Origin of the sequence: Micromonospora sp. M71_S20 (assembly GCF_003664255.1) — a bacterium.
Taxonomy (GTDB): Bacteria; Actinomycetota; Actinomycetes; order Mycobacteriales; family Micromonosporaceae; genus Micromonospora.
Window position 1 is genome coordinate 2,184,194 of record NZ_RCCV01000001.1, and the last position, 25,132, is coordinate 2,209,325.

Annotated in this window: 23 protein-coding genes; 9 read left to right on the forward strand and 14 right to left on the reverse strand. The window is 72.9% G+C overall.

Annotated elements, in window-relative coordinates:
• Positions 1-18: 18 nt before the first annotated feature.
• The 4 genes from eccE (at position 19) to rarD (ending at position 3,949) form a co-directional block, all read left to right on the forward strand.
• Positions 19-1,971: a type VII secretion protein EccE gene (eccE, locus tag DER29_RS09830; RefSeq protein ID WP_121397066.1), complete on the forward strand. Its 1,953-nt coding sequence runs from the start codon at positions 19-21 to the stop codon at positions 1,969-1,971.
• A gap of 58 nt (positions 1,972-2,029) precedes the next feature.
• Positions 2,030-2,416 (forward strand): phage holin family protein, encoded by a 387-nt coding sequence (locus tag DER29_RS09835; RefSeq protein WP_121397067.1) that lies wholly within the window; start codon positions 2,030-2,032, stop codon positions 2,414-2,416.
• Between the two features lie 106 nt (positions 2,417-2,522).
• Entirely contained in the window at positions 2,523-3,023 is a 501-nt protein-coding gene (locus DER29_RS09840) for a GNAT family N-acetyltransferase (RefSeq protein ID WP_121397068.1), read from the forward strand.
• Entirely contained in the window at positions 3,020-3,949 is a 930-nt protein-coding gene (gene rarD, locus DER29_RS09845) for an EamA family transporter RarD (protein WP_121397069.1), read from the forward strand. The genes DER29_RS09840 and rarD overlap by 4 nt, the downstream gene beginning before the upstream one ends.
• A 10-nt stretch (positions 3,950-3,959) precedes the next feature.
• Here the strand turns inward: rarD and DER29_RS09850 are convergent, their stop codons facing one another.
• Both DER29_RS09850 and DER29_RS09855 read right to left on the reverse strand, forming a co-directional pair.
• Entirely contained in the window at positions 3,960-4,652 is a 693-nt protein-coding gene (locus DER29_RS09850; RefSeq protein ID WP_121397070.1) for an anti-sigma factor, read from the reverse strand.
• Positions 4,649-5,143, reverse strand: coding sequence for a sigma-70 family RNA polymerase sigma factor (locus DER29_RS09855; RefSeq protein WP_233600038.1), 495 nt, complete (start codon positions 5,141-5,143; stop codon positions 4,649-4,651). The genes DER29_RS09850 and DER29_RS09855 overlap by 4 nt, the downstream gene beginning before the upstream one ends.
• Here DER29_RS09855 and DER29_RS33845 point away from each other — a divergent pair.
• Together DER29_RS33845 and DER29_RS09860 are read left to right on the forward strand one after the other, a co-directional pair.
• On the forward strand, positions 5,117-5,326 hold the full coding sequence (locus DER29_RS33845) for a hypothetical protein (protein WP_148709998.1): 210 nt from the start codon (positions 5,117-5,119) through the stop codon (positions 5,324-5,326). The two genes, DER29_RS09855 and DER29_RS33845, sit on opposite strands and share 27 nt — an antisense overlap.
• A gap of 66 nt (positions 5,327-5,392) precedes the next feature.
• Positions 5,393-7,504 carry a PhoX family phosphatase gene (locus tag DER29_RS09860; protein WP_121397072.1) on the forward strand — a complete coding sequence of 704 codons (2,112 nt, stop codon included), beginning with the start codon at positions 5,393-5,395 and terminating at the stop codon, positions 7,502-7,504.
• 169 nt (positions 7,505-7,673) lie between these two features.
• Here the strand turns inward: DER29_RS09860 and DER29_RS09865 are convergent, their stop codons facing one another.
• Positions 7,674-8,456, reverse strand: coding sequence for an IclR family transcriptional regulator (locus DER29_RS09865; RefSeq protein WP_121397073.1), 783 nt, complete (start codon positions 8,454-8,456; stop codon positions 7,674-7,676).
• 154 nt (positions 8,457-8,610) lie between these two features.
• Here DER29_RS09865 and DER29_RS09870 point away from each other — a divergent pair, with 154 nt between their 5' ends.
• From DER29_RS09870 to DER29_RS09880, 3 genes are read left to right on the forward strand one after another with little or no spacing between them, the layout of a single operon-like run.
• Positions 8,611-9,792 (forward strand): MFS transporter, encoded by a 1,182-nt coding sequence (locus DER29_RS09870; RefSeq protein ID WP_121397074.1) that lies wholly within the window; start codon positions 8,611-8,613, stop codon positions 9,790-9,792.
• Positions 9,793-9,838: 46 nt separating this feature from the next.
• The gene (locus DER29_RS09875) at positions 9,839-10,198 is read left to right on the forward strand and encodes a hypothetical protein (RefSeq protein ID WP_121397075.1); all 360 of its coding nucleotides are present in this window, start codon (positions 9,839-9,841) and stop codon (positions 10,196-10,198) included.
• Positions 10,195-10,677: a hypothetical protein gene (locus tag DER29_RS09880; protein WP_121397076.1), complete on the forward strand. Its 483-nt coding sequence runs from the start codon at positions 10,195-10,197 to the stop codon at positions 10,675-10,677. The genes DER29_RS09875 and DER29_RS09880 overlap by 4 nt, the downstream gene beginning before the upstream one ends.
• 43 nt (positions 10,678-10,720) lie before the next feature.
• Here the strand turns inward: DER29_RS09880 and DER29_RS09885 are convergent, their stop codons facing one another.
• From DER29_RS09885 to nuoE, 11 genes are all read right to left on the reverse strand, one after another.
• Positions 10,721-11,806 (reverse strand): polyprenyl synthetase family protein, encoded by a 1,086-nt coding sequence (locus tag DER29_RS09885; protein WP_121397077.1) that lies wholly within the window; start codon positions 11,804-11,806, stop codon positions 10,721-10,723.
• Positions 11,807-11,896: 90 nt separating this feature from the next.
• Positions 11,897-13,450, reverse strand: coding sequence for an NADH-quinone oxidoreductase subunit NuoN (nuoN, locus tag DER29_RS09890; protein WP_121397078.1), 1,554 nt, complete (start codon positions 13,448-13,450; stop codon positions 11,897-11,899).
• Positions 13,451-13,502: 52 nt separating this feature from the next.
• Complete coding sequence (locus DER29_RS09895; protein WP_089002423.1) at positions 13,503-15,038, reverse strand: NADH-quinone oxidoreductase subunit M; 1,536 nt, start codon at positions 15,036-15,038, stop codon at positions 13,503-13,505.
• 64 nt (positions 15,039-15,102) lie between these two features.
• Entirely contained in the window at positions 15,103-17,061 is a 1,959-nt protein-coding gene (nuoL, locus tag DER29_RS09900; RefSeq protein WP_199729204.1) for an NADH-quinone oxidoreductase subunit L, read from the reverse strand.
• A gap of 11 nt (positions 17,062-17,072) precedes the next feature.
• On the reverse strand, positions 17,073-17,372 hold the full coding sequence (gene nuoK, locus DER29_RS09905) for an NADH-quinone oxidoreductase subunit NuoK (RefSeq protein WP_089002424.1): 300 nt from the start codon (positions 17,370-17,372) through the stop codon (positions 17,073-17,075).
• Positions 17,369-18,139, reverse strand: coding sequence for an NADH-quinone oxidoreductase subunit J (locus DER29_RS09910; RefSeq protein ID WP_121397079.1), 771 nt, complete (start codon positions 18,137-18,139; stop codon positions 17,369-17,371). The genes nuoK and DER29_RS09910 overlap by 4 nt, the downstream gene beginning before the upstream one ends.
• Positions 18,136-18,777: an NADH-quinone oxidoreductase subunit NuoI gene (nuoI, locus tag DER29_RS09915; protein ID WP_121397080.1), complete on the reverse strand. Its 642-nt coding sequence runs from the start codon at positions 18,775-18,777 to the stop codon at positions 18,136-18,138. The genes DER29_RS09910 and nuoI overlap by 4 nt, the downstream gene beginning before the upstream one ends.
• Before the next feature lies 1 nt (position 18,778).
• Complete coding sequence (nuoH, locus tag DER29_RS09920) at positions 18,779-20,134, reverse strand: NADH-quinone oxidoreductase subunit NuoH (protein WP_121397081.1); 1,356 nt, start codon at positions 20,132-20,134, stop codon at positions 18,779-18,781.
• Positions 20,131-22,650, reverse strand: a complete 2,520-nt coding sequence (locus DER29_RS09925) for an NADH-quinone oxidoreductase subunit G (RefSeq protein ID WP_121397082.1) — start codon at positions 22,648-22,650, stop codon at positions 20,131-20,133. The genes nuoH and DER29_RS09925 overlap by 4 nt, the downstream gene beginning before the upstream one ends.
• Positions 22,650-23,966 carry an NADH-quinone oxidoreductase subunit NuoF gene (nuoF, locus tag DER29_RS09930; RefSeq protein ID WP_121397083.1) on the reverse strand — a complete coding sequence of 439 codons (1,317 nt, stop codon included), beginning with the start codon at positions 23,964-23,966 and terminating at the stop codon, positions 22,650-22,652. Before nuoF ends, DER29_RS09925 begins: the two co-directional genes overlap by 1 nt.
• Complete coding sequence (gene nuoE, locus DER29_RS09935; RefSeq protein ID WP_121397084.1) at positions 23,963-25,132, reverse strand: NADH-quinone oxidoreductase subunit NuoE; 1,170 nt, start codon at positions 25,130-25,132, stop codon at positions 23,963-23,965. The genes nuoF and nuoE overlap by 4 nt, the downstream gene beginning before the upstream one ends.

The window sequence follows — 25,132 nt, forward strand, 5'->3', positions numbered from 1 at the left end:
CTACGATGGGCGTCGTCGATGTCGCGGCGAGTGACCGGTCGAGGAGGCGCGGTGACGGTGACCACCGGCGCGGGCCCGCACCGGCCGGCCCCGGGCCACGATCCCGGCCCGACCGCCGCGGCCCTCGTACCGGCACCGCCCGGGTCGGCCCGCCCGGCCGGCCCGATCGGCACCGTGGCCGGCGCACCCGCACCCCCGGTCGCCCTGTCGCCGTCGCGGCACCCGGCCGCCCGGCGGAGGGGCGCCGGTCTCCGGGCCGGTCAGGTCGTCGCCACGCAGGTGGCGGTGGCCGCCGTGGTCGCGGCCGCCGGCCGGGGCGTGCTGCTGACGTTGGCCGCCGTGGGGGTGGCCGCGCTGCTGCTGCCCCTGGCCTGGGTGCGGCTGCGGGGGCGGTGGCTCTTCGAGTGGCTCACCACGGGCCTGGGCTACGCCACCCGCCGCCGGGCCCTGCCTCCGGCCGCCGGCCCGGCGGCCCTGCTGGACCTGGTCGACCCGGGCGCGGTCGTGCGCCCCGCCGAGCTGGCCGGCACGCCGGCCGCCGTGCTGGACGACGCCGCCGGCATGGTGGCCGTGCTGGAGGCCGGCGATCCGGCCGACCTGCTCGGCGACGCTCCCCGCGCGCTGCCCGTCCCGGCGTCGCTGCTGCCGGCCGCCGCGCCGGACGGCCCCCCGGTGCGGCTCCAGCTCCTGCTGACGGGCTCACCGGCGCCGACCGTGGGCGCGGGTGGCGGTGCCGTCGCCACCTCGTACCGGCAGCTCACCGACGGGCGGATCGCCGGCCGGGAACGGGCCGTGCTCGCCGTGCGGGTGCTGCGCGTCGAGGGCTGGACGGCAGAGGAGCTGCGGCGGGCGCTCTCGGGAACGGTGCGCCGGATCACGCGCCGGGTCGGGCCCGTCACCGCCCGCCCGCTGGGCGAGCACGCGACGCTGCGGGTGCTGGCGGAGCTGGCCCACCACGACGACCATCCCGCGCAGGAGTCCTGGCAGGCGGTCCGGGCGGGCGACCTGCTGCAGACCACGTTCCGGCTGCGCCGCTGGCCCGACCCGCGTACCGACGCCGGCCGGCGGCTGGTGACCCGGCTGCTCGCGCTGCCCGCGACGGCGACCACCGTCTCGCTCGGCGTGGGGCCGTGGGCCGGTGCCGACCCCGCGTCGGCGCCGACCGAGCTGGCCGTACGACTGGCCGCCGCCACCCCGGCGGAGCTCTCGATCGCGGCGCAGGCGCTGCGCCGGCTGGTGGCCGAGGTGGGCGGCGAGGTGCACCGGCTCGACGGCGCGCAGCTCGACGGGTTGGCCGGCACGCTGCCGCTCGCGGCGGCGGGCGCGGCGGGTCCCGGTCCGGCGCCCGACGGCCTGGAGCTGACCCTCGGCGAGGCGGGACTGATGGTCGGCACGAACCGGCACGGCGGCGCGGTGACCGTCCGGCTGTTCCGGCCGGAGAGCACCCGGGTGATGCTGGTCGGCGGGATACGCGCGGCGCAGCTGGTGGCGGTGCGGGCGATGGCGCTCGGGGCCCGGGTGGTGGTGCAGACCGCCCGCCCGCGCGGGTGGGAGCCGTTCGTCCGGGGCGTCGGCACCCCCGGCGCGATGATCCCGGTGGTGCCGCCGGGCCGTCCGGTGGGCGAGCCGGGCTCGCCGCTGCGCCCGCTGCTGGTGGTGGTCGACGCCGGCCCCACGCCCGCCGAGACGGACCCGGGGTCCCCGTGGCGGACCACGCTGCTGGTGCGCGACGAGCTGACCCCCGCCGACGCCGACGCGTTGGGCCGCGCCGACCTGGCCGTGCTGCAACCGCTCGACCCGGCCGAGGCCGCCGTGGCGGGCGCCGCGCTGGGGCTGGGCGGGTCGGCGGAGTGGCTGACCCGGATCCGGGACGACATGGTCGCGGTGGTCAACCGCCGGGCGCTGCGCTGGGCGCTGCTCTCCCCCACCCCGATCGAGTCGCAGCTGGTCGGCCGCCCGTCCCGCCGCTGAGCACAGGCGACGGTCGCGCGCCTTCCGCACGTTGTCCGTCCGTGGCACGATCCCGGCCATGGGTTTCCTCAAAGGGCTGTTGATCCGGCTGGGCAGCACGGCGCTCGCCTTCTGGCTGGCCACGCTGCTCATCCCGGGCATCACGCTGGACTCGGCGTCCGCCGGCGAGGCGGTCGTCACGCTGGTTCTCGTCGCGGTGATCTTCGGCGTGGTCAACGCGGTGCTCCAGCCGATCATCAAGACCGTCGGCTGCGGCTTCTACCTGCTGACCCTCGGGTTGATCGCGCTGGTGGTCAACGGGCTGCTGTTCCTGCTCACGAGCTGGATCGCCGACCAGGCCGGGCTGCCCTTCCACGTCGACGGCTTCTGGCCGGAGGCGGTGCTCGGCGCGCTCTTCGTCGGCATCGTCACCTGGATCCTCGGCGCCGCTCTGGACCGGGACTGACCCGGACCGACCAGCGGGCGGGCCGCGAAGCAGGTGGGCGGGCCCGCGACCAGAGGGCGGGAATTGGCCACTGATCGGGCCGGGCGGCCGGGTTAGCGTCGCGGGCATGTTCACCCTGACCCGCGACGACGGCTACCTGCTCAGCACCGACCCCGCCCGGATCGACCTGGGCCTGGTGCACCACTGGCTCTCCACGGACGCGTACTGGGCGATCGGGCGGGACCGGGAGACGGTGGCGCGGGCGTTCGCCGGGTCGGTGCCGTTCGGCGTCTACCGCCCGGAGGACGGCCGCCAGGTCGCGGTCGCCCGGGTGGTCACCGACCGGGCCACCTTCGCCTGGCTCTGCGACGTCTACGTCGACCCCGGCGAGCGCGGCCGAGGGCTGGGCACCTGGCTGGCCGGGGCGGTCCGCGACCACCTCGCCGCCCTGGGCGTACGCCGGATCCTGCTGGCCACCGCCGACGCCCACGCGGTGTACGCCAAGGTCGGGTTCACCCCGATGACCGATCCGCACCGCTGGATGCAGCTCGACCAGCGCAACCAGCCGGTGAGCCCGGTCACCGGCAAGGAACCCGGCGGCCACCCGGCCCTTACGGTGGAGGCGTGACGCCACTCCGCCTCGGCTACCTCTACGGCTTCGTCGCGTACCTGCTCTGGGGGTTCTTCCCGCTCTACCTGCGGCTGCTGCGCCCGGCCGGGTCGATCGAGATCCTGGCCCACCGCATCGTCTGGTCGGTGGCGTTCGTCGCCCTGCTGCTGGCGGCGATGCGCAACGTCGGCTTCCTGAAGGCGCTGCTGCGCCGGCCCCGGGCGCTGGCCGGCATCGGCGTCGCCGCCGCGCTGATCGCGGTGAACTGGGGCACCTACATCTACGGCGTGAACTCCGACCGGGTGGTGGAGACGGCCCTCGGCTACTTCATCAACCCGCTGGTGGTGGTGCTGCTGGGCGTCACCGTGCTGCGCGAGCGGCTACGGCCCACGCAGTGGGTGGCGCTCGGCATCGGCGGGCTGGCGGTGGCCGTGCTGACCGTCGACTACGGTCGGCTGCCATACCTGGCGCTGGTCCTGGCGTTCAGCTTCGCCGGGTACGGCCTGGCCAAGAAGCAGCTCGGGCTGCCCGCCGCCGAGGGGCTCTTCGTCGAGTCGGCGGTGCTGGCGCTGCCCGCGCTGGCGTACCTGGGTTGGCTCACCGCCGCCGGCGACGGCACGTTCGGGCAGGTGTCGGTCGGGCACACCCTGCTGCTGGTGTCGGCCGGGGCGGCGACCGCGATCCCGCTGCTGCTCTTCGCCGGGGCGGCGAACCGGCTTCCGCTCACCGGTCTCGGCATGATCCAGTACCTCGCCCCGATCCTCCAGCTCGGCTGTGGGGTGCTGATCTTCCACGAGCCGATGCCGCCGGCCCGGCTCGCCGGCTTCGCCCTGGTCTGGGCCGCGCTGATCGTCTTCACCGTCGACGCCGTGCGCCACTCGCGCCATGCCCGCGCCGCCACCCTCGCCGCCCGCCGGGCCGAGGCCGCCGCCGCGCCCCGCTGACCCGCGCGGGTCAGCGGACGTCGTAGACGAGGACGGGGGTGCCGTCGGCGCGCAGCAGCTCCAGCCGGACCAGCTCCGCGTCGGTGAACCGGGTCGCGCCGGTGATCCGCAGGTCGTCGCCGGGCGCGGCGAGCCAGGACCCGACCTGCTCCGTCGCGCCGCCCGGGCCGTGCGCCACCAGCCGGAAGGTGTACGCCTTGGCGTAGCCGGCCTTCGCGTCGTACCCGCAGCGCATCTTCACCTCGGTGCCCCATTCGGTGCCGTTGAGGGCGATCTCGGCGTGCACCGGCACCGTCCCGGCGACCGGCTGCATGGCGACCATCCGCACCTCGACCGGGGTCGGGCCGGCCGCCTCCCGGGGCAGCAGGACGGCGGTGCCGGCGCCGACGACCAGGGCCAGCGCGACGGCCGCGAGCGCGGTGAGGGCGTACCGGCGGCGGGTGGCCGACCGCTCCCGGCGGCGGCGCTCCCGCGCGGCGGCGAGCAGTTCGGGCACCCTGGGATCCTCCGGCGGCGGCAGGAACTGCTCCAGCCCGGCCGGGTCGAGCCGGCCGAGCAGCCCGGGCAGGACGGCGATCTCGGCGACCGCCTGCCGGCAGGCGGCGCAGCCGGCGAGGTGCCGCTCGTAGGCCACCCGGTCGGCGGGGGCCAGCGCACCCAGCACGTACGCGCCGTCGTCGTGCGCGAACTCGCACCGGGTCATTCCGTCACCCCCATCTCGGCCAGGACCAACCGTAGTGAGCGCAGGGCGTAGTGGGTTCGGGACTTGACCGTGCCGGGCGGTACGCCCAGCCGGGAGGCCGCCTCCGCCACCGACCGTCCCTGGTAGAAGCACTCGACCAGCACCTCCCGGTGGGTGGGGCTGAGCCGGTTCAGCGCCTCGGCGACGGTCCACGCCTCCACCGCGCGTTCCGCCTCGTCCACGGCCTCGGGGGGCTCGGGCAGCTCGTCGGTGAAGATCTCGCCGACCCGGGCGGAGCGGCGCCGCCAGGCGTCGATGGCCAGGTTGCGGGCGGTGGTGAAGAGCCAGGACCGGACCGAGCCGCGCGTCGGGTCGAGCGACTCCGGGTGCCGCCAGGCCCGCAGCAGCGTCTCCTGCACCAGGTCCTCGGCCCGCTGCCGGTCGCCGTTGACCAGCCGCAGGGCGTGCGCGTACAGCGCCTCGGCGTGCTCGTCGTGCAGCGCGCGGAGCAGGTGGGCGTCGTGGTCGCTGATGGCGGTCTCCTCGCTGTCGGCGCGAGTCCGGCGGTGGCGTTCGCACGGGAATACGCGCCGCCGCCCCGAACGGTTCAGCCGCAGGTCACCGTGGGATTCCCGGCCGAGGTGTTCACGCCCGGTTCACGCCGCCGCCGACGCTCGCTCACCGCGCCCTCCTAGCGTCCGGCGGGTATGCACGCCAGCGGCTGGTCCGGCGTGCACCGACCCCATCAGGAGGCTCCTTCCATGAGCGACCGTCCCCGGCTGCTCCCGTTGCTGGGCGCCACCCGCCACGGCAGCCGCGACGCCATGACCTGTCTCTACCGGTGCGGCAACGCGTGCGACCACCCGGTGCCCAACACGTCCGACAACGCGTACTTCGGAGACGTGGTCAACGCGGAGGTGTCCCGGCGCGGCGTGGTCCGGGCCGGCGCGGTCGGCGCGCTGGTCCTCGGCTTCGGCGGCGCGGTGGCCGGCGCCGCCCCCGCCGCGGCCGCCCCCGCCACCCCCGTGGTCCCGGGGGCGGCCGGCTTCGACCGCCCCGCCGGTGGCGTCGGCAGCGGCGCGCTGACCTTCAAGCCGGTCCCGCCGAACACCCTCGACAGCCTCGTCGTGCCCAACGGGTACGACCACGCGGTCGTCCTGCGCTGGGGCGACCCGGTCGTGCCGGGCGCCCCCGAGTTCGACGTACGCGCCCAGACCGCCGCCGCCCAGGCCGGGCAGTTCGGCTACAACAACGACTTCGTCGGGGTGCTGCCACTGGACGGGCGCCGCCGGGCGCTGCTCGTGGTCAACCACGAGTACACCAACGAGGACCTGATGTTCCCCGGCTTCACCAGCCAGGACGCGCTGAGCGTCGAGCAGCTGCGGATCGCGATGGCCGCGCACGGCATGTCCGTGGTGGAGCTGGAGCGGGTCGACGGCACCGGGCAGTGGCGGCCGGTCACCAAGGGCCGGCGGCAGTACAACCGGCGGGTCACGGCGCTGGCCACGAAGTTCGAGCTGACCGGGCCGGCCGCCGGCTCGGCGCACCTGCGGACCGCCGCCGACCCGAAGGGCCGTACGGTCGTCGGCACGCTGAACAACTGCGCCGGCGGGGTGACCCCGTGGGGCACCGTGCTCTCCGGCGAGGAGAACTTCAACCAGTACTTCGTCGGCGGCGACGCGGTCGCCGAGGAGGTCAAGCCGAAGCTGGCCCGGTACGGCATCACCACCACCACCCGTTACCCGAGCGGCAGCCGCAAGTGGGAGCGCGCCGACGAGCGGTTCGACCTGGCGAAGCACCCGAACGAGGCCAACCGGCACGGCTGGATCGTGGAGATCGACCCGTACGACCCGGAGAGCCGCCCGCGCAAGCACACCGCGCTGGGCCGGTTCAAGCACGAGGGCGCGAACGTCATCGTCGCCAGGAGCGGGCACGTGGTCGCGTACATGGGCGACGACGAGCGGTTCGACTACCTGTACAAGTTCGTCTCCGACAAGAAGTTCATGAAGGGCAACTCCTGGGTGGCCCGCCGGCACAACCTGACGCTGCTGGAGTCGGGCACGCTCTACGTGGCCAAGCTCGACGAGACGAGCGCCGGCGAGATCGACGGCTCCGGCAGGCTCCCCTCCGACGGGGCGTTCGACGGCCGGGGCCGGTGGATCAGGCTGGTCAGCGGCAACCGCTCGTACGTCGACGGGATGACGGCCGCCGACGTGCTCACCTTCACCCGGCTGGCCGGCGACAAGGTCGGGGCGACCAAGATGGACCGCCCGGAGGACGTCGAGCCGAGCCTGCTCACCGGCAAGGTGTACGTGGCGCTGACCAACAACACCGACCGGGGCAAGGCCGGCAAGCCGGCCGCCGACGAGGCCAACCCGCGCAACCTGAACAAGCACGGTCAGGTGCTGGAGCTGGTCGAGGACCGCGGCGACAACGCGGGCGAGACCTTCGCCTGGTCGCTGCCGATCGTCGCCGGTGACCCGGCGGACCCGTCGACCTTCTTCGCCGGGTACGACAAGACGAAGGTCTCCCCGATCTCCTGCCCGGACAACGTGGCGTTCGACGCCACCGGGAACCTCTGGATCTCCACGGACGGCAACGCGCTGGGCAGCAACGACGGCCTCTTCGCCACGGCCGTCGAGGGGCCGGAGCGGGGCCACCTGAAGCAGTTCCTCACCGTGCCGGTGGGCGCGGAGGCCTGCGGCCCCTTCATCACCGGGGACAACCGCTCGGTCTTCGTGGCCGTGCAGCACCCGGGCGAGCTCAGCGGCGCCTCCGTCGAGAAGCCGGCCTCGAACTGGCCGGACGGCGACTACGCCAAGCCGGGCGTGGTGGTGGCCTGGCGCCTGGACGGCGGGCCGATCGGCAGCTGACCACTCCTCGGGCGGTCGGCGCCGGACCGCCGCCGGGGCCCTCTCCCAGCCGGGGAGAGGGCCCTCGGTCGTTGCGACCCGACGTGACCGGCGCCGGGGCAGCGGGGCACCGGGCAGCGGGACACGGCAGCGTGCCCCGGAGCGGCCCGCCCGGCCGGTGGCGGGCGGGTCAGCTGTCGGCGGCCAGGTTGTCGGCGATCGTCCGGGCGACGGTGAGCAGCTTCGCCCGGACCACGCGGGCGGAGGTCATCATCTCGCCGGCCGGCAGCGCGCAGGCCAGCACGACCCGCCGCTCCATGTCCTTGTCGGGGCTGACCAGCACCGCCGCGCAGGCCACGCCCTGCCGGAACTGCCCCAGCTCCAGCTGCATGCCCCGCCGGTCCCCGGCGGCCAGGTCGACCTCGAACGCCTCGGCCGTGGTCAGGGTGGCGGAGGTGAACGGACGCATGCCGTAGTCGCGCAGGTAGCGGAAGCGTTGCTCGGCGGTCAGCGTGGCGAGCAGCGCCTTGCCGAGGGCGGTCGCGTGCGCTCCCTCGTCGAACCCGGGCACCATGTCCTCCAGGTACGGCGAGCGCGGGCCCTCGGCCACGGCCGTGACCGCCACCTGGCCACCCACGAAGCGGCCCAGGTAGTGGCTGTAGCCGGTGTCCAGGGCGGCCCGGCGCAGGCTCTCCCCGACCGCCGGCGGCCCCCGGAAAGCCGTCACCAGCTCGCGGTAGCGGTCGGCCACCTCCAGACCCACGATGTACGTGCCGTCCTCGCGCCGGATCACGTAGCCCTCGTAGGCCAGGGTGCGGACCAGGTGGTAGGTCGTCGCCACGGTCAGCTCGCAGCGCCGCGCGATCTGCTTGACGGTGAGCCCCTTCGGGGCGCGACCGACCGACTCGAGCACGCGTAGCGCGCGGGACACACTCCGGATGAGATCCGAAGGTTCCGCCAAGGGGTCGCGCACAACCACCTCCGCCGCCGGGGACTTACACCATATGAAAAACAGGCCCGGTGCGAAATGCCTGTTCGGGTGGAGGATGCCAGATCGTCATGAACGCGGCGTTGCTCGACAGGCACGTTCCGTGACGCAAACGGCGCTCGCGTAGGTTTGCCGGACCATGACCGACATCGCGTTGCAGCCCGCCCCGGGCGTCACCCCGCCCCGGCCAGGCCGGGCCGTGACCGGGGCCGTCGCCGTCACCATCGCCTGCGTCCTGCCGGTCTTCCTGCTCGGCGGGCTCGCCGTGCAGATGGGCGAGGACCTGGGCTTCTCCCCGGCCGGGCTGGGCCTGGCCGTGTCGGTCTACTTCGGGGTGGGCGCGCTGGCCTCGGTGCCCTCCGGCGTCCTCGCCGAGCGGCACGGGCCGACGGTGGTGGCCCGCGCCGGCATCCTGCTCTCCGCCGCCTGCCTGCTGGCCGTGGCGGGGCTGGCCCGTTCGTACCCGGTCCTGCTCGGGCTGCTCGCGCTCGCCGGCACCGCCAACGCCCTCGGTCAGCTCGCCAGCAACGCCACGCTCGCCCGGCACGTGCCGGCCCGCAGACAGGGGCTGTCGTTCGGGGTGAAGCAGGCCGCCATCCCCGTTGCCACCCTGCTGGCCGGGGCCGCGGTGCCGACCGTGGCGCTGACGGCCGGCTGGCGCTGGGCGTTCGTGGCGGCGGCCGGCGCGGCCCTGGCGGCGCTGCCGGCCGTACCCGCTCGGGAGCCGCGCCCCGCCCGGACGGCCGCCCCCACCCGCGCCGGCCGCGCCACCGCGGCCCTGGTCGTGGTCGGTGCGGCCGGGACGTTCGCCGCGGCCGCCGCGAACGCGCTCGGCACCTTCGTCGTCGACTCCGCCGCCGGCCGGGGGCTGTCACCCGGGCTGGCCGGGCTGACCCTGACCCTGGGCAGCGCGGTCTGCGTGGCGGCCCGGATCGTCGTCGGCTGGCTCGCGGACCGCCGCGCCACCGGACACGTCGCCCTCATCGCCGGCATGCTCGTGGTCGGCGCGGCCGGGCTCGGCCTGCTCGCGGCGGCCGGGCCGGTGCCGCTGGTGGCCGGCGTGCTGCTCGGCTTCGGTCTGGGCTGGGCGTGGCCGGGCCTGATGACCTTCGCGGTGGTCCGGCTGCACCCGCAGGCCCCGGCCGCCGCCACCTCGGTCACCCAGACCGGGGTGTACGCGGGCGGCTGCCTCGGCCCGCTCGGCCTCGGTGCCGTGGCCGCGCACGCCGGCTACCCGGCGATGTGGCTCGTGGCCGCCGGGTCGATGCTGCTGGCCGCCGCCCTGATGCTCGCCGGCAGCCGGCTGCTCGCCCGCCGCTGAGCCCTGCCGGGCCGACCTGTCGGCACCGGGGGCTAGTTTGCCTGTCATGAACTCCTGGCACCACGCCCAGTCGGCCGCGCGCAAGTGGGGAGGCATTCCGGAGGACTACCTGCCGATCGAGGAGTTCATCGACTCCTCCAAGCAGATCATCGGCGACGTCCGGCACCGCGCGATGTACCACCACACCGCGGGCATCTACCTCTGCCAGCGGATCTTCGGCGACACGTTGCAGGTCGGCCGCAGGCGCGTACCGGTCCGTCTGATCGCCGAACGACACGTGCTGGAGGACCTCGGCTGGCTGCCCAGCCCTGCCGACTACTTCTCGGGAATGCCGATCCGTCCCTGGATGTCCGGCGCCCAGCGTAAGAACCTGCCCCTCTCCACCCTGCTCGGAGACGACACGTGAGTCACATCAGCTTTCTCGGCATTCCGGTCGAGGGCGACATCACCCCGGCCCGCCGGGTTACGCAGCGCCCCCTGGAGGAACTGCGGCCCCTGCTGCGAGCCCTGCTCGACGACGACGTCGTCACCGAGTTCGGCTGGCGGCAGTACTCCCCCTACTTCAACGACGGGGACACGTGCGACTTCAGCGTCGAGGGGTTCTGGATGCGCACCACCGGCGACGGGCCTCGGGTCGACCCGAAAGACCTCAGGGTAGGCAAGTACGCCGAACCCCACCCCAGCCTCGGGGGTTCGCGGTGGGTCTCCGGTAGGCGCGGGCCCTACCAGGGCCGCGACGAGGCCCGCCACCAGCGCGCGTACGCCCTCGCCGTGGCGCTCGAGGAGGGCTACTTCGACAACGTCCTGCTGGATGCCTTCGGCGACCATGCCGAGGTGACGGTGCGCCGGGAGGGGATCCAGGTCCGGTACTACGTGCACGAGTGAGCGACCGACGGGCCGCCCCCGCAGCGGGACGGTCCCCGGGGTGTCAGCTGGTGCGGTCGGCGATGTAGTCGCAGAGGGATTCGAGGGCGCGGCGGGCCGGGCCCTGCGGAAGCGGCGAGAGCTGCTCCCGGGCGTCCTCGGCGTAGCTGCGGACCGTCTCCCGCGCCCGCTTGAGCGCCGGGCTCTCGCGCAGCAGGCCGAGCGCCTCGGCGTGCAGGTCGTCGTCGGTCAGCGGGCCAGTCGCCAGGATCTCCCGCAGCCGCACCGAGGCGGCGTCGGCGTCGTCCGAGCCGAGCGCGTAGAGCACCGGCAGGGTCGGCACGCCCTCGCGCAGGTCGGTGCCGGGTGTCTTGCCCGACTCCACCGACTCCGAGGCGATGTCGAGCAGGTCGTCGGAGAGCTGGAAGGCCACGCCGATGGTCTCGCCGTAGCCGGCCAGCGCCTCGATGTGCTCCGGGGCGGCACCGCCGAACATGCCGCCGAAGCGGGCCGACGTGGCGATCAGCGAGCCGGTCTTGCCCGCGATCACGTCGAGGTAGTGGGCCACCGGGTCGTCGCCGGGGCGGGGGCCGACGGTCTCGGCGATCTGGCCGTGCACCAGCCGGGCGAAGGTGCGCGCCTGGAGGCGTACGGCCTCGATGCCCAGGTCGGCGGCGATGTCGGCGGCGCGGGCGAAGAGGTAGTCGCCGACGAGGATGGCGACCGAGTTGGTCCACCGGGAGTTGGCGCTCGGCGCCCCCCGGCGCACGGCGGCCTCGTCCATCACGTCGTCGTGGTAGAGCGTCGCCAGGTGGGTGAGCTCCATCACCACGGCGGCCGGTACGACCTGCGCCCTGGTCGGGTCGCCGAACTGCGCGCCCAGCGCCACCAGCAGCGGCCGGAACCGCTTGCCGCCGGCCTCCACGAGGTGCCGGGCGGCCTCCGTGACGAACGGGTCGGCGCTGGCCACGCTCGCCCGCAGCTCGGACTCGACGCCCTCCAGCAGACCCAGCACGGACGCCTCGACGCGGGGATCGGCGAGATAGAGGCCGAGCGCGCCGAACTGACTCGTGCTCACCCTGGTCCGACGGCCGCCGGACCCGGAGGCACCTGAACGCTCGCCAGCCGGATTCACCACGCCATCAACCATGCCACACCCCTCCGACCTGCCCGGGACGGGGGATACGGCGCGGGGGCCGGCACGCCGTGGCGTACCGGCCCCCGCGGGCGTGAGCGTCGGTCATCTGACAAATTCGGCGGCGCCGGTGGCCAGGTCGAGCAGCGGCGCGGGCGCGACACCGAGCACCAGCGTGGCGAGCACGCCGATCATCAGCGCGGCCGAGGTCAGCCCGCCGGGCACCGCGACGGTCGGCGTCGACTCGCCCGGCTCGGAGAGCCACATCATCACCACGACCCGCAGGTACGGGAAGGCCAGCACCATGCTGGTCAGCACGCCGGCGATCACCAGCCACGCCTGCCCGCCGTCGAGCGCCGGGCCGAAGACCGCGAACTTGCTCGTGAAGCCGCTGGTCAGCGGAATTCCGGCGAAGGCCAGCAGGATGAAGGTGAAGATCCCCGCGTAGAACGGCGAGCGCCGTCCCAGCCCGGCCCAGCGGGACAGGTGGGTGGCCTCCCCGTCGGCGTCGCGCACCAGGGTCACCACGGCGAACGCGGCGAGCACCGAGAAGCCGTACGCGACCAGGTAGAACATCGTCCCGGAGATCCCGTCGGCCCCCGGCGCCAGCACGCCGACCAGCAGGTAGCCGGCGTTGGCGATGGAGGAGTACGCCAGCAGCCGCTTGATGTCGGTCTGGGTGACCGCCAGCACCGCGCCGACCAGCATGGTCAACACCGCCACCACGCCGAGGACCGGGGTGAAGTCCCACCGGGCCCCGTCGAAGGCGACGTGGAACACCCGCAGCAGGGCGCCGAACGCGGCGACCTTCGTGCAGGCGGCCATGAGGCCGGTGACCGGGGTCGGCGCGCCCTGGTAGACGTCCGGGGTCCAGACGTGGAAGGGGGCCGCCGCCGCCTTGAAGAGCAGGCCGATGGCGAGCAGCGCCATGCCGGCGAAGAGCAGCACCGGGCTGGCCGGGGAGTTCGCCACGGCGGCGTCGATGGTGGCGAAGTCGACACCCGCCTGCCGACCCGGGACGCCCGACGTGAAGCCGTAGATCAGGGCCACGCCGAACAGGAAGAAGGCCGAGGCGTACGCGCCGAGCATGAAGTACTTCAGCGCGGCCTCCTGGCTCAGCAGGCGCCGGCGGCGGGCCAGCGCGCAGAGCAGGTACAGCGGCAGCGAGAAGACCTCGAGCGCGATGAACATGGTCAGCAGGTCGTTCGCCGCCACGAAGATCAGCATGCCGCCGATCGCGAACGTGGTCAGCGGGTAGACCTCGGTGAGGCCGTTCTTGCCCTCGGCCTGCCGGCGGTCGTCGGCCGACTCGGCGGTGACCGCGGCCTGGGCGACGAACGCCCCGCCCCGCTCCACCGAGCGCTCGCCGATGAGCAGCAGCGCCATCGCGGCGAGGACCAGGATCGCGCCCTGGAGGAAGAGCGTCGGCCCGTCCACCGCGATCGCCCCACCGATCGTGATCTTCCGCTCGTCGGCCGCCAGCACCACCATGGTCAGCGCGGCGAGCACCGCCAGCAGGGCCATCGACAGCTGGACCACGTGCCGGAGCCGGCGGGGCACGAACGCCTCGACCAGCACGCCCAGCAGCGCGGCACCCAGCATGATCAGGGTCGGAGCGAGCGCCGCGTAGTCGATCGACGGCAGTTTCAGCTCAGTCACTGCGCAAACCTTTCGTTCGCGACTGCGGGGCTCGCAAGCTCACTCCTCGCGCTCACTTTGCCGCCTCCTGGACGGTGCCGCCCGAGGTCGGGGCGGGGTCGGTCCGGCCGACGTCCTGCATGGTCGCCTGCACGGCCGGGTTGATCACGTCGGTGACCGGCTTCGGGTAGAAGCCGAGCAGCACGATCAGCGCGATCAGCGGGGCGACCACGACCTTCTCGCGAAGGTTCAGGTCGCGCTTCATGCCGTCGATCTGGGTCAGCGCCGGGTTGAGCGTGCCCTGGGTGGTGCGCTGCACCATCCACAGCACGTACGCGGCGGCCAGGATGATGCCGAGCGTCGCGATCACCGCGACCGGCTTGTTCACCGTGAACGTGCCGATCAGCACCAGGAACTCGGAGACGAACGGCGCGGTGCCGGGCAGCGCCAGCGAGGCCAGACCGGCGAAGAAGAGCACCCCGGCCAGGAGCGGCACCAGCTTGCCGGCGCCGCCGAAATCGCTGATCAGCGCCGAGCCGCGCCGGGCGATGAGCATGCCCACCACCAGGAAGAGCAGGCCGGTGGCGAGCCCGTGGTTGACCATGTAGAGCACCGCGCCGGTGCCGGCCTGGGTGGTGAAGGCGAAGATGCCCACCCCGATGAAGCCGAAGTGCGCGATCGAGGTGTACGACACCAGCCGCTTCAGGTCGTTCTGGCCGACCGCCAGCAGCGCGGCGTAGATGATGCCGATCACGCCCAGCGCCAGCGCCCACGGCGCGAACCACTTGGCCGCGTCCGGGAACAGCGGGAGGCAGTAGCGCAGGATGCCGAAGGTGCCGACCTTGTCGAGCACACCGACGAGCAGCGCCGCCGCGCCCGCCGGGGCCGCGCCACCGGCGTCCGGCAGCCAGGTGTGGAACGGGAAGAACGGCGCCTTGATCGCGAAGGCGAGGAAGAAGCCGAGGAACAGCCAGCGCTCCGTGCCGGTGGAGATGTCCACCTGGGACAGTGCCTGCCAGTCGAAGGTCTTCCCGCCGACGACCCAGAGGCCGATCACCGCGGCGAGCATGAACAGACCGCCGACGAGCGAGTAGAGGAAGAACTTCACGGCCGCGTACTGCCGCTGGTGACCGCCGTAGCTGCCGATGAGGAAGTACATCGGCACCAGCATGACCTCGAAGAACACGTAGAACAGGAAGACGTCGGCGGCGGCGAAGACGCCGATCATCGTGCACTCGAGGACGAGCAGCAGGGCGAAGTAGACCGGCACCGACCGCTTGGACGACTCGGCGTCGTGCCAGGACGCCAGGATCACCAGCGGCACGAGCACCGCGATCAGCATCAGCATCACCAGCGCGATGCCGTCGGCGGCGAAGGTGAAGTTGACGCCCCAGTTCGGGATCCACGCGTAGGACTCGCGGAACTGGAAGCGGTCACCGCCGACCTTGAAGGTCACCCACATGACCACCGACAGCGCCAGCACCAGCAGCGACCAGCCGAGCGCCACCTGCTTGGCCAGCTCCGGCCGGCTGCGCGGCAGGAAGGCCACCACGAGGGCGCCGACCAGCGGTGCCACGGTGAGCACCGAGAGGAACGGGAAGTCGGACATTATGCGGCCTTACCTCCGTCGTCACTGCGCGGTCCGCCGGTGACGGCCGCCTGGAAGAGGTCGATCACGCCAGCCACCCCGCCTCGACGGCCAGGAACGCCGCCAGGACCAGCAGCGCGCCGGTCAGGATCGAGGTGGCGTACGACCGGACGAAGCCCGTCTGGAGCCGCCGGAGCCGGCCCGAGCCGCCACCGATCCCCGCCGCGAGGCCGTTGACCAGCCCGTCGACGCCCCGGTTGTCCAGGTAGACCAGTGCCCGGGTGAGGAAGATACCCGGCTTCTCGAAGACCGCCTCGTTGACCGCGTCGGTGTAGAGGTTCTTCCGGGCGGCGGTGACCAGCACGCCGGCCGGCTGCGGCGCGGTGGCCGTGCCGTTGCGGAACAGGAACCAGGCCAGGCCCGCGCCGAGGACGGTGACCAGCAGCGAGAGCACGGTGATCACCGTGTGCGAGAGCACCGCGTGGTGCCCCTCCTCCTGCGCGCCCAGCCCGGCGGTGGCCTCCAGCCAGTCCGGCACCGACGTGGCGAGCAGGAAACCGGCCCCGACCGAACCCGCGCCGAGCAGGACCAGCGGGATGGTCATCAGCTTCGGCGACTCGTGCGGCTGCTCGATGTCCTCCGTCCAGCGCTTCGGCCCGTGGAAGGTGAGCACGAAGAGCCGGGTCATGTAGAACGCGGTGAGCCCGGCGCCGAGCAGCGCGGCCATGCCGAAGAGCCAGGCCGTCCAGTCGTCCCGCTCGAACGCGGCCACGATGATCGGCTCCTTGGAGAAGAAGCCGGAGAACGGGAACATGCCGATGATGGCGAGCCAGCCCATCATGAAGGTGATCCAGGTGATCTTCATGTGCTTCGACAGCCCGCCGAAGCGGCGGATGTCGACCTGGTCCTTCATGCCGTGCATGACCGAGCCGGCGCCGAGGAACATGTTGGCCTTGAAGAAGCCGTGCGCCAGCAGGTGCACGATCGCCAGCGCGTACGCCGCGCCGCCGAGACCGACGCCGAGGAACATGTAGCCGATCTGGCTCACCGTCGACCATGCCAGCACCCGCTTGATGTCGTCCTTGGCCGCGCCGATGATGCAGCCGATCAGCAGCGTCAGCGCGCCGACGCTCACCACCACCAGCTGGAGGGTGGAGTTGGCCGAGAAGATCGGGTTCGAGCGGGCGATCAGGTAGACGCCGGCGGTGACCATGGTGGCGGCGTGGATGAGCGCCGACACGGGGGTCGGGCCCTCCATCGCGTCCGGCAGCCACGCCTGGAGCGGGAACTGGCCAGACTTGCCGGTCGCGCCGAGCAGCAGCAGCAGGCCGAGCACCAGCACCGTGGTCGCGCCCAGTGCGCCGACGGAGTTGAAGACCTCGTCGTACTGGGTGGTGCCGAGGGTGGCGAACATGATGAAGATGCCGATCGCCAGGCCGGCGTCGCCGACCCGGTTCATCAGGAACGCCTTCTTGCCGGCGGTGGCGGCGCTGGGCCGCTCGTACCAGAAGGAGATCAGCAGGTACGACGCCAGACCGACGCCTTCCCAGCCGAAGTAGAGCATCACGTAGTTGTTGCCGAGCACCAGCAGCAGCATGGCGGCGACGAACAGGTTGAAGTAGGCGAAGAACCGCCGACGTCCCGCGTCGTGCGACATGTACTCGACCGCGTAGAGGTGGATCAGGAAGCCCACCCCGGTGATCAGCAGCACGAAGACGGCGGCCAGCGGGTCGAAGAGCAGACCGAAGTCCACCCGCAGGTCGCCGACCGTGATGAAGTCCCACAGGCTCAGTTCGACCGACTTGTTCTCCAGTCCACGCAGCTGGAGGAAGTAGGTCAGGCCCAGCACGAACGCGGCGCCGATGGCGGCCACCCCGAGCCAGTGCCCCCAGCGGTCCGCCCGCCGGCCGAGCAGCAGCAGGACCGCTGCGCTGACCAGCGGAATCGCCACCAGCAGCCAGACGCTGCCCAGCAGCCCGTCCGCCGTCGCGTAGGCGACGGTGCCCACCGGCTCAGCCGGGGCGTTCGTCAGAATCGTTCCCACCGCAGGACCCCTCAGTACTTCAGCAGGTTGGCGTCGTCGACGCTCGCGGAGCGCCGGGTCCGGAAGATCGCCATGATGATCGCGAGCCCGACCACGACCTCGGCCGCCGCCACCACCATCACGAAGAACGCCATGATCTGGCCGTTGAGGTCACCGTTGATCCGGCTGAAGGTGACCAGGGTCAGGTTGGCCGCGTTGAGCATCAACTCGACGCACATGAACAGCACGATCGCGTTGCGCCGGATGAGCACACCGACGGCGCCGATGGTGAAGAGCACCGCGGCCAGCACCAGGTAGTAGTCCGGCGTCACTTGTCCGTCCCCTTCAGGGTGGTCTCCCGGTCGGTGAGCTCGCGCACCGGCAGGATGTCCGGGGTGCTCCGCTCGCTCAGCCGGCCGTCGGGCAGGCGGGCCGGGGTGGCCACGGAGGAGGAGGTCGCGAAGACACCCGGGCCGGGCTTCGGGCCCGGGTAGTTGCCCGGGGCGAAGCGCGCCCGCATCGTCGTCGGCTGGTCCCGCTTGTCCTCCTTGCGCCGCTCGACGTGGGCCAGCACCATCGCACCGACCGCGGCCGTGATGAGCAGCGCCGAGGTCAGCTCGAAGGCGAAGACGTACTTGGTGAAGAGCAGCCGGGCGATGCCCTGCACGTTGCCCTCGGCGTTGGCCTGCTCCAGGCCGACCGCCGTGGTGCCGTCCAGCGCGCGCCACAGCCCGCCGCCGACCAGGCCGGCGAAGCCGAGCCCGAGCACCGCCGCCGCTACCCGCTGGCCCCGCAGCGTCTCGATCAACGAGTCCGAGGAATCGCGGCCGACCAGCATCAGCACGAACAGGAACAGCATCATGATCGCGCCGGTGTAGACGATGATCTGCACCATGCCGATGAACGGCCCGGCCTGGAGGACGTAGAACACGCCCAGGCAGAGCATCGTCAGCACCAGCCAGAGGGCCGAGTGCACGGCGTTGCGCGCCGCGACCATTCCGATCGCGCCGATCAGCGCCAGGGGGGCCAGGATCCAGAACGTCACCTGTTCCCCACCGGAGACCCCGCCCGCCGCGGCGAGCACCGTCTGCGTGGTCATGCTCCGTCCCCCTTGGCGGCCGCTGCCCGCTGGGCGTGCTGCTCGGCGCCGGGGAAGGTCACACCGGGGTGCTCCTCCACCTGGTACCGGCCCGGGTTGTTGGCCGAGTGCTCCGCGCCGGCCGAGGTGCCCGGGTTGGTCAGCGCGCCGACGTAGTAGTCCTTCTCGCTGTCGCCGAGCCGCATCGGGTGCGGCGGCTGCTCCATGCCGGGCAGCAGCGGCGCGAGCAGCTGCTCCTTCGTGAAGATCAGATCCTGCCGGCTGTCCCGGGCCAGCTCGTACTCGTTGCTCATGGTGAGCGAGCGGGTCGGGCAGGCCTCGATGCAGAGCCCGCAGAAGATGCAGCGCGCGTAGTTGATCTGGTAGATGCTGGCGTACCGCTCACCCGGCGAGAAGCGCTGCTCGTCGGTGTTGTCGCCGCCCTCGACGTAGATCGCGTCCGCCGGGCAGGCCCAGGCGCACAGCTCGCAGCCGATGCACTTCTCCAGCCCGTCCGGGTGCCGGTTGAGGATGTGCCGCCCGTGGTAGCGCGGCGCCGACACCGGCGGCTTGAACGGGTAGTCGGTGGTGACGACCTTCTTGAACATGTGCGAGAAGGTGACACCGAATCCCTTGAACGTTCCGGTGATCGCGCCCACGTCACACCTCCCTGGAGTCCGGGCCGGCGGCGATGTTGGCCGGCTCCCGCTCGGCGACCACGCGCCTCGTGCGCGGGCTCGGTGGTACCTGCAGGTCCATCGGGGGCAGCGGGAAGCTGCCGTACGGCCGGTCGTTGACCTGCTCCTGGACCGTCGGCTTCGGCTGCGGCTTGCGGCTCGGCCAGAGCAGCGTGGCGAGCAGCAGGATGCCGGCGGGGATGCCGACGGCGATCAGCTTGCTGCGCGAGTCCCAGTCCTCGATCGAGCGCAGGCCGGCCAGGACCAGGATCCAGACCAGGTTGATCGGGAGCAGGACCTTCCAGCCGAGGCGCATGAACTGGTCGTAGCGCAGCCGGGGCAGCGTGCCCCGCAGCCAGACGAAGACGAAGACGAGCATGACGACCTTGGCGAAGAACCACAGCATCGGCCACCAGCCGGAGTTGGCGCCGGCCCAGATGGTGGTGATCGGCGCCGGGGCCCGCCACCCACCGAGGAAGAGCGTCGTGGTGACCGCGGACATCGTGACCATCGCGACGTACTCGCTGAGCATGTAGAGCGCGAACTTCAGCGAGCTGTACTCGGTCATGTAGCCCGCGACCAGCTCGGACTCCGCCTCGGGCAGGTCGAACGGCGCCCGGTTGGTCTCGCCGACGGTGGAGATGAAGAAGATGATGAAGCTCGGCAGCAGCAGGATCGCGTACCAGCCCGGGGCCGGGACCTCGAGGCCGGCGATGCTCAGCCGGGTGCCGTCCCCCTGGGCGGCGACGATCCCGCTCGTCGACATCGTGCCGGCGGTCATGAAGACCGCCACGATGCTCAGGCCCATGGTGACCTCGTACGAGATCATCTGGGCGCTGGAGCGCAGGCCGCCGAGCAGCGGGTAGGTCGAGCCGGAGGCCCAGCCGCCCAGCACGCTGCCGTAGACGCCCAGCGACGAGCAGGCCAGCAGCACCAGCACCGCCACCGGCACGTCGGTGACCTGCAACGGCGTCCAGTGGCCGAAGATGCTCACCATCGGGCCGAACGGCACCACCGCCAGCGCGGTGACCGCGCAGATCACCGAGATGGTCGGGGCGAAGAAGAAGACGACCTTGTCGGCCGCCCTCGGCAGGATGTCCTCCTTGAATGCCATCTTGAGACCGTCGGCGAGGGTCTGGAGCAGGCCGAACGGGCCGGCCTGGTTGGGGCCGGGCCGCACGGCCATGCGGCCCACGACCCGCCGCTCGAACCAGACGCCGAGCAGCGTGGCGAGCAGGCCGAAGACGAAGGCGAAGACGACCTTGATGAGGACCAGCCACCACGGGTCCCGGCCGAAGTCGGCCAGCGTCGGGTCCTGGGCCAGGTAGACCGCGTTCACTGGTGTACACCCCCTGCGTTGAGGAGCGGGCCCGGACGGTCGGCCACGTCGGCGGCGACCGCGGCGGCGGAGATCCGCACGACCGCTCCGGACGTCGCGCCGAGGCTGCGTCGCACGGTCGCGCCGGGCGAGTTGGTCGGCAGCCAGACGACGCCGTCCGGCATCTCGGTGATCGCCGCCGGCAGGGTCAGCGCCCCCCGGTCGGTGCCCACCGTCACCGGGTCGCCGTCGGCGACGCCGAGCGCCTCCGCGGTGCCCTTGCCCAGCCGGACCACCGGCGGGCGGGCGGTGCCGGCGAGGTGCTCGTCGCCGTCGGTGAGGCTGCCCAGGTCGATCAGCTGGTGCCAGGTGGCGAGCACCGCCTCACCGGCGCCCGGCTCCCGCACCGTGGCCGGCTCCACCGACGGGGCGGCGGGACGGTCGGTCCGGGTCCGCGGCAGCGCGCCCAGCTCGCGGCGGACGCTGAGCACGTCACCGGTGCCGAGCTGCACGTCGAGCTGCGCGGCGAGCGCGTCCAGCACGCGGCCGTCGGTCATCGCGGCGGTGTGCAGCACCGCCTCGAAGGTGCGCAGCCGGCCCTCCCAGTCCAGGAAGCTGCCGGCCTTCTCGGCCACCGGGGCGACGGGGAAGACCACGTCGGCCCGGCGGGCCACCGCGCTCATCCGCAGCTCCAGGCTGACCAGGAACGGCACCTCGTCCAGGGCCGTCTCGGCCAGCCGGGGGTCGGCCAGGTCGGCCGGGTCGACCCCGGCCACCACCAGCGCGCCGAGCTGACCGCCGGCGGCGGCGGCGAGGATCGCGTCGGTGTCCCGGCCGGCCTGGCTCGGGATCACCCCGGCGGGGATGTCCCACGCCTCGCCCAGCTCGGCCCGGGCGGCCGGCTCGTTGACCAAACGGCCACCCGGCAGCAGGTTGGGCAGGCAGCCCGCGTCGACCGCGCCGCGGTCACCCGCGCGCCGCGGCACCCAGGCCAGCTTCGCGCCGGTACGCCGGGCCACGTCGGCCGCCGCGGAGAGGCCGCCCGGCACGCTGGCCAGCCGCTCGCCGACGATCAGGATCGCGCCCTCGGCGCTGAGCGCCTCGGCGACCGTCGCGTGCTCGGCGAGCACGGTCGCCTCCTCGCCCGGCACCACCCGGGCCAGCTTGGCGCCGAGCTTCTCCAGGCCGCGGGTGGCGAACGGCGCGATCGCGTACACCGTGAGCTTCTTCTTCAGGTACGCCTTGCGCAGCCGCAGGAAGAGGATCGGGCACTCCTCCTCCGGCTCCAGCCCGACCAGCACCACGGCCGGCGCCTTCTCCACGTCGGCGTACGTGACGTCGGTGACCCCGGCGACCGAGCTGGCCAGGAAGTCCGTCTCCTCGCGGGAGACCGGCCGGGCCCGGAAGTCGATGTCGTTGGTGTTCAGCGCGACCCGGGCGAACTTCGCGTACGCGTAGGCGTCCTCGACGGTCAGCCGGCCGCCGGTGAGCACCGCCGTGCCCCGTCCGCCGTCCCGCGCCGCGCGCAGCCCCTCGGCGGCGACGGCCAGCGCCTCGCTCCATGCCGCCTCACGCAGCTCGCCGGTCTGCGGGTCGCGGACCAGCGGGGTGGTGAGCCGGTCGAAGGCGCGGGTGTACTGGAAGCCCCACCGCCCCTTGTCGCAGTTCCACTCCTCGTTCACCGCCGGGTCGTCGCCGGCCAGCCGGCGCAGCACCTTGCCCCGCCGCCAGTCGGTGCGCTGGGCGCACCCGGCCGAGCAGTGCTCGCAGACGCTCGGGGAGGAGACCAGGTCGAACGGCCGGGCCCGGAACCGGTACTGGGTGCCGGTCAGCGCGCCGACCGGGCAGATCTGCACCGTGTTACCGGAGAAGTACGAGTTGAAGGGCACGTCGCCGGAGTCGGCCGCGGTGTCGGCGTGGCCGGGGCAGCCCGCGTCCGGGCCGGCGCCGTAGTCCTCGTCCCGGTAGATGTTGATCTCCTCGGCGGACGACCGGCCCATCAGGTCGATGAACTTGTCGCCGGCGATCTCCTCGGAGAACCGGGTGCAGCGCTGGCAGAGCACGCAGCGCTCGCGGTCGAGCAGCACCTGCGTGCTGATCGGCAGCGGCTTCGGGTACTCCCGCTTGTGCTCGTGGAACCGCGAGTCGGCGCGCCCGGTGGACATCGCCTGGTTCTGCAGCGGGCACTCGCCGCCCTTGTCGCACATCGGGCAGTCGAGCGGGTGGTTGAGCAGCAGCAGCTCCATGACCCCCTCCTGCGCCTTCTTGGCGACCGGGGAGGTGAGCTGGGTGCGCACCACCATGCCGTCGGCGACGGTCTGGGTGCAGGAGGCGACCGGCTTGCGCTGCCCCTCCACCTCGACCAGGCACTGCCGGCACGCGCCGGCCGGGGCCAGCAGCGGGTGGTCGCAGAACCGGGGGATCTCGGTGCCCAGCTGCTCGGCGACCCGGATCAGGAGCGCCCCCTTCGGGGCGGTGACCTCGACGCCGTCGATGGTGAGCGTGACGGTTTCCGGGGCCTTGACGACGTCAGTCATTAGTGGGCTCCCACCAACTGCTTGTCGGACAGCTTCGGCGCCGTGCGCCCCTCGATGTAGTCGAGGTAGTCCTGCTTGAAGTACTTCAGCGACGAGGTCACCGAGCTGGTCGCGCCGTCACCCAGACCGCAGAACGAGCGGCCGAGGATGTTGTCGCAGGTGTCCAGCAGGGTGTCCAGGTCCTCGTGGGTGCCCTGACCGGCGAGGATCCGCCGGTAGACCCGGACCATCCAGTAGTTGCCCTCGCGGCACGGGGTGCACTTGCCGCACGACTCGTGGTGGTAGAACTCCAGCCACCGGTAGGTCGCGTAGACCGGGCAGTCCTGGTCGGAGAAGATCTGGGTGGCCGTGGTGCCGAGGATCGAGCCGGCCGCCGCCACCCCCTCGAAGTCCAGCGGCACGTCCAGGTGCTCGGCGGTGAGCAGCGGCGTCGACGAGCCACCCGGCGTCCAGAACCGCAGGTTGTGGCCAGGCTGCATGCCGCCGGCCAGCTCGATCAGCTCCCGCAGGGTGACGCCCATCGTGCACTCGAACTGGCCCGGGTTGGCGATCCGGCCGGAGAGCGAGTAGATCATCGGGCCGGACGACTTCTCCGTGCCCATGGTCTTCCACCAGTCGGCGCCGCCCAGCACGATGTAGGGAACGCTCGCGATGGTGCCGACGTTGTTGACCACCGTCGGGCTCGCGTACAGGCCGTGGGTGGCCGGGAACGGCGGGCGCAGCCGGGGCTGGCCCCGGAAGCCCTCCAGGGAGTCCAGCAGGGCGGTCTCCTCGCCGCAGATGTACGCCCCGGCGCCCGAGTGCACCACCAGCTCCAGGTCGAACCCGGAGCCGAGGATGTTCCGGCCGAGGTAACCCTTGGCGGTCGCCTCCCGCACGGCGTTGCGCAGCCGGCGCGCGGCGTGCACCGCCTCGCCCCGGATGTAGATGTAGGCGCGGTTGGCCCGGATCGCGTACGACGCGATGATCACGCCCTCGACGAGGGCGTGCGGGTCGTGCGTCATCAGCGGGAGGTCCTTGCAGGTGCCCGGCTCCCCCTCGTCGGCGTTGACCACGAGGTAGTGCGGCTTGCCGTCACCCTGCGGGATGAAACCCCACTTGAGACCGGTCGGGAAGCCGGCGCCGCCGCGACCGCGCAGGCCGGAGTCCTTGATCAACTGGATCAGGTCGTCCGGGTGCGCCTTGAGCGCCTTGCGTAGGGCCGCGTAGCCGTCGAGCTTCTCGTAGGTGCCGATCCGCCAGGCGTCCGGCGACAGCCAGCGCTTGGTGAGTACCGGCGTCAGCTTGGCCAGGGTCTCCGGCCGGGGAGTGGTCACTTCTGGACCCCCGTCTCGCTCGCGACGGCGGAACCGGCGCCACCGGTGCCCGTTCCCGCCTCGGCTTCCTTGAGGTTGCGCTCCTGCGACCCGGCCTCGTCGCCGGCGGGCTTGCCGTCACCGGCAGGCGCGTTGGCCGCCACGCCGGCGGCCTCCGCCTCCTGCGCGTCGCGGGGGGCCGGCGCCGTGGTGTCCACCGGAACCTTGGTGCCGGGCGCGTCCGGCACGGCGGTCGCCGCGTCGGGCTGCCGGGTCTCGGCGGCCCGCACCTCGGGCGACTTGGCGTCCGGCGCCTTCACGTCCCGGGTGGTGCTGCCGGCCGCCTGCGCCGGGGTCGCCGGCTCGCCGGTGCCCGCGTTGCCGGCGGCACCCGGGCGCGCGGCGCCACCGTTCGACGGGGCCGGCGGGGTGCCGGCCGGCTTCGCGGCGGCCTTGTCCGCCTCGCTGCGGGCCTTCGCCTCGGCGGCGGCCTTGTCGGCCTCGGCCTTGCTCCGGATCGGGGTGTTCGGGTCGAAGCCCGGCACCGAGATGCCGTGCTCCTGCGCCAGCCGCAGTCCCCGCAGGGTGGGCTCCCCCGGCCCGCCGTCGGCGACCGCGCCCTCCCGTTCGTCGGCGAAGCCGGCGAGCTGCACCGCCATCTCCTTGAGGGTGCAGAGCCGGGCGCCCCGGGTCGGCATCGGCCGGCCACCGGCGCGCAGCTCGTCGACAACGCCGCGCGCGGTCTGCGGGTCCACCCCGTCGAAGAAGTCGTAGTTGACGGTCATCACCGGGCCGTAGTCGCACGCCGCCAGGCACTCGGCGTGCTCCAGGGTGATCTTCCCGTCGGCGGTGGTCTCGTCGTGCCCGACGCCGAGGTGCTCGGCGAGGGTGTCGTAGACCTCCTGGCCGCCGAGCACGTTGCACATGGTGTTGGTGCAGACGCTCACCAGGTAGTCGCCGGTCGGCCGGCGCTTGTACATGGTGTAGAAGGTGGCGACCGCCCCCACCTGGGCCTTGTTCAGGCCCAGCACCTCGGCGCAGAACGCCACGCCGGCCGGGGACACGTAGCCCTCCTCGGCCTGCACGAGGTGCAGCAGCGGCAGCAGCGCCGACCGGGACCGGTCGGCCGGGTAGCGGGCGATGATCTCCCGTGCCCGCTCACGGGTCTCGTCAGTGAAAACGCTCAT

What these genes read in the sequence shown, in the direction of transcription:
- DER29_RS09885 (WP_121397077.1), bottom strand. Translation starts at nt 11,806, where the DNA reads ATGGTTGATGGCGTGGTGAATCCGGCTGGCGAGCGTTCAGGTGCCTCC.
- nuoE (WP_121397084.1), bottom strand. Translation starts at nt 25,132, where the DNA reads ATGAGCGTTTTCACTGACGAGACCCGTGAGCGGGCACGGGAGATCATC.
- eccE (WP_121397066.1), top strand. Translation starts at nt 19, where the DNA reads ATGTCGCGGCGAGTGACCGGTCGAGGAGGCGCGGTGACGGTGACCACC.
- DER29_RS09870 (WP_121397074.1), top strand. Translation starts at nt 8,611, where the DNA reads ATGACCGACATCGCGTTGCAGCCCGCCCCGGGCGTCACCCCGCCCCGG.
- DER29_RS09875 (WP_121397075.1), top strand. Translation starts at nt 9,839, where the DNA reads ATGAACTCCTGGCACCACGCCCAGTCGGCCGCGCGCAAGTGGGGAGGC.
- DER29_RS09925 (WP_121397082.1), bottom strand. Translation starts at nt 22,650, where the DNA reads ATGACTGACGTCGTCAAGGCCCCGGAAACCGTCACGCTCACCATCGAC.
- DER29_RS09895 (WP_089002423.1), bottom strand. Translation starts at nt 15,038, where the DNA reads ATGTCCGACTTCCCGTTCCTCTCGGTGCTCACCGTGGCACCGCTGGTC.
- DER29_RS09840 (WP_121397068.1), top strand. Translation starts at nt 2,523, where the DNA reads ATGTTCACCCTGACCCGCGACGACGGCTACCTGCTCAGCACCGACCCC.
- DER29_RS09910 (WP_121397079.1), bottom strand. Translation starts at nt 18,139, where the DNA reads ATGACCACGCAGACGGTGCTCGCCGCGGCGGGCGGGGTCTCCGGTGGG.
- DER29_RS09835 (WP_121397067.1), top strand. Translation starts at nt 2,030, where the DNA reads ATGGGTTTCCTCAAAGGGCTGTTGATCCGGCTGGGCAGCACGGCGCTC.
- DER29_RS09860 (WP_121397072.1), top strand. Translation starts at nt 5,393, where the DNA reads ATGAGCGACCGTCCCCGGCTGCTCCCGTTGCTGGGCGCCACCCGCCAC.
- DER29_RS09850 (WP_121397070.1), bottom strand. Translation starts at nt 4,652, where the DNA reads ATGACCCGGTGCGAGTTCGCGCACGACGACGGCGCGTACGTGCTGGGT.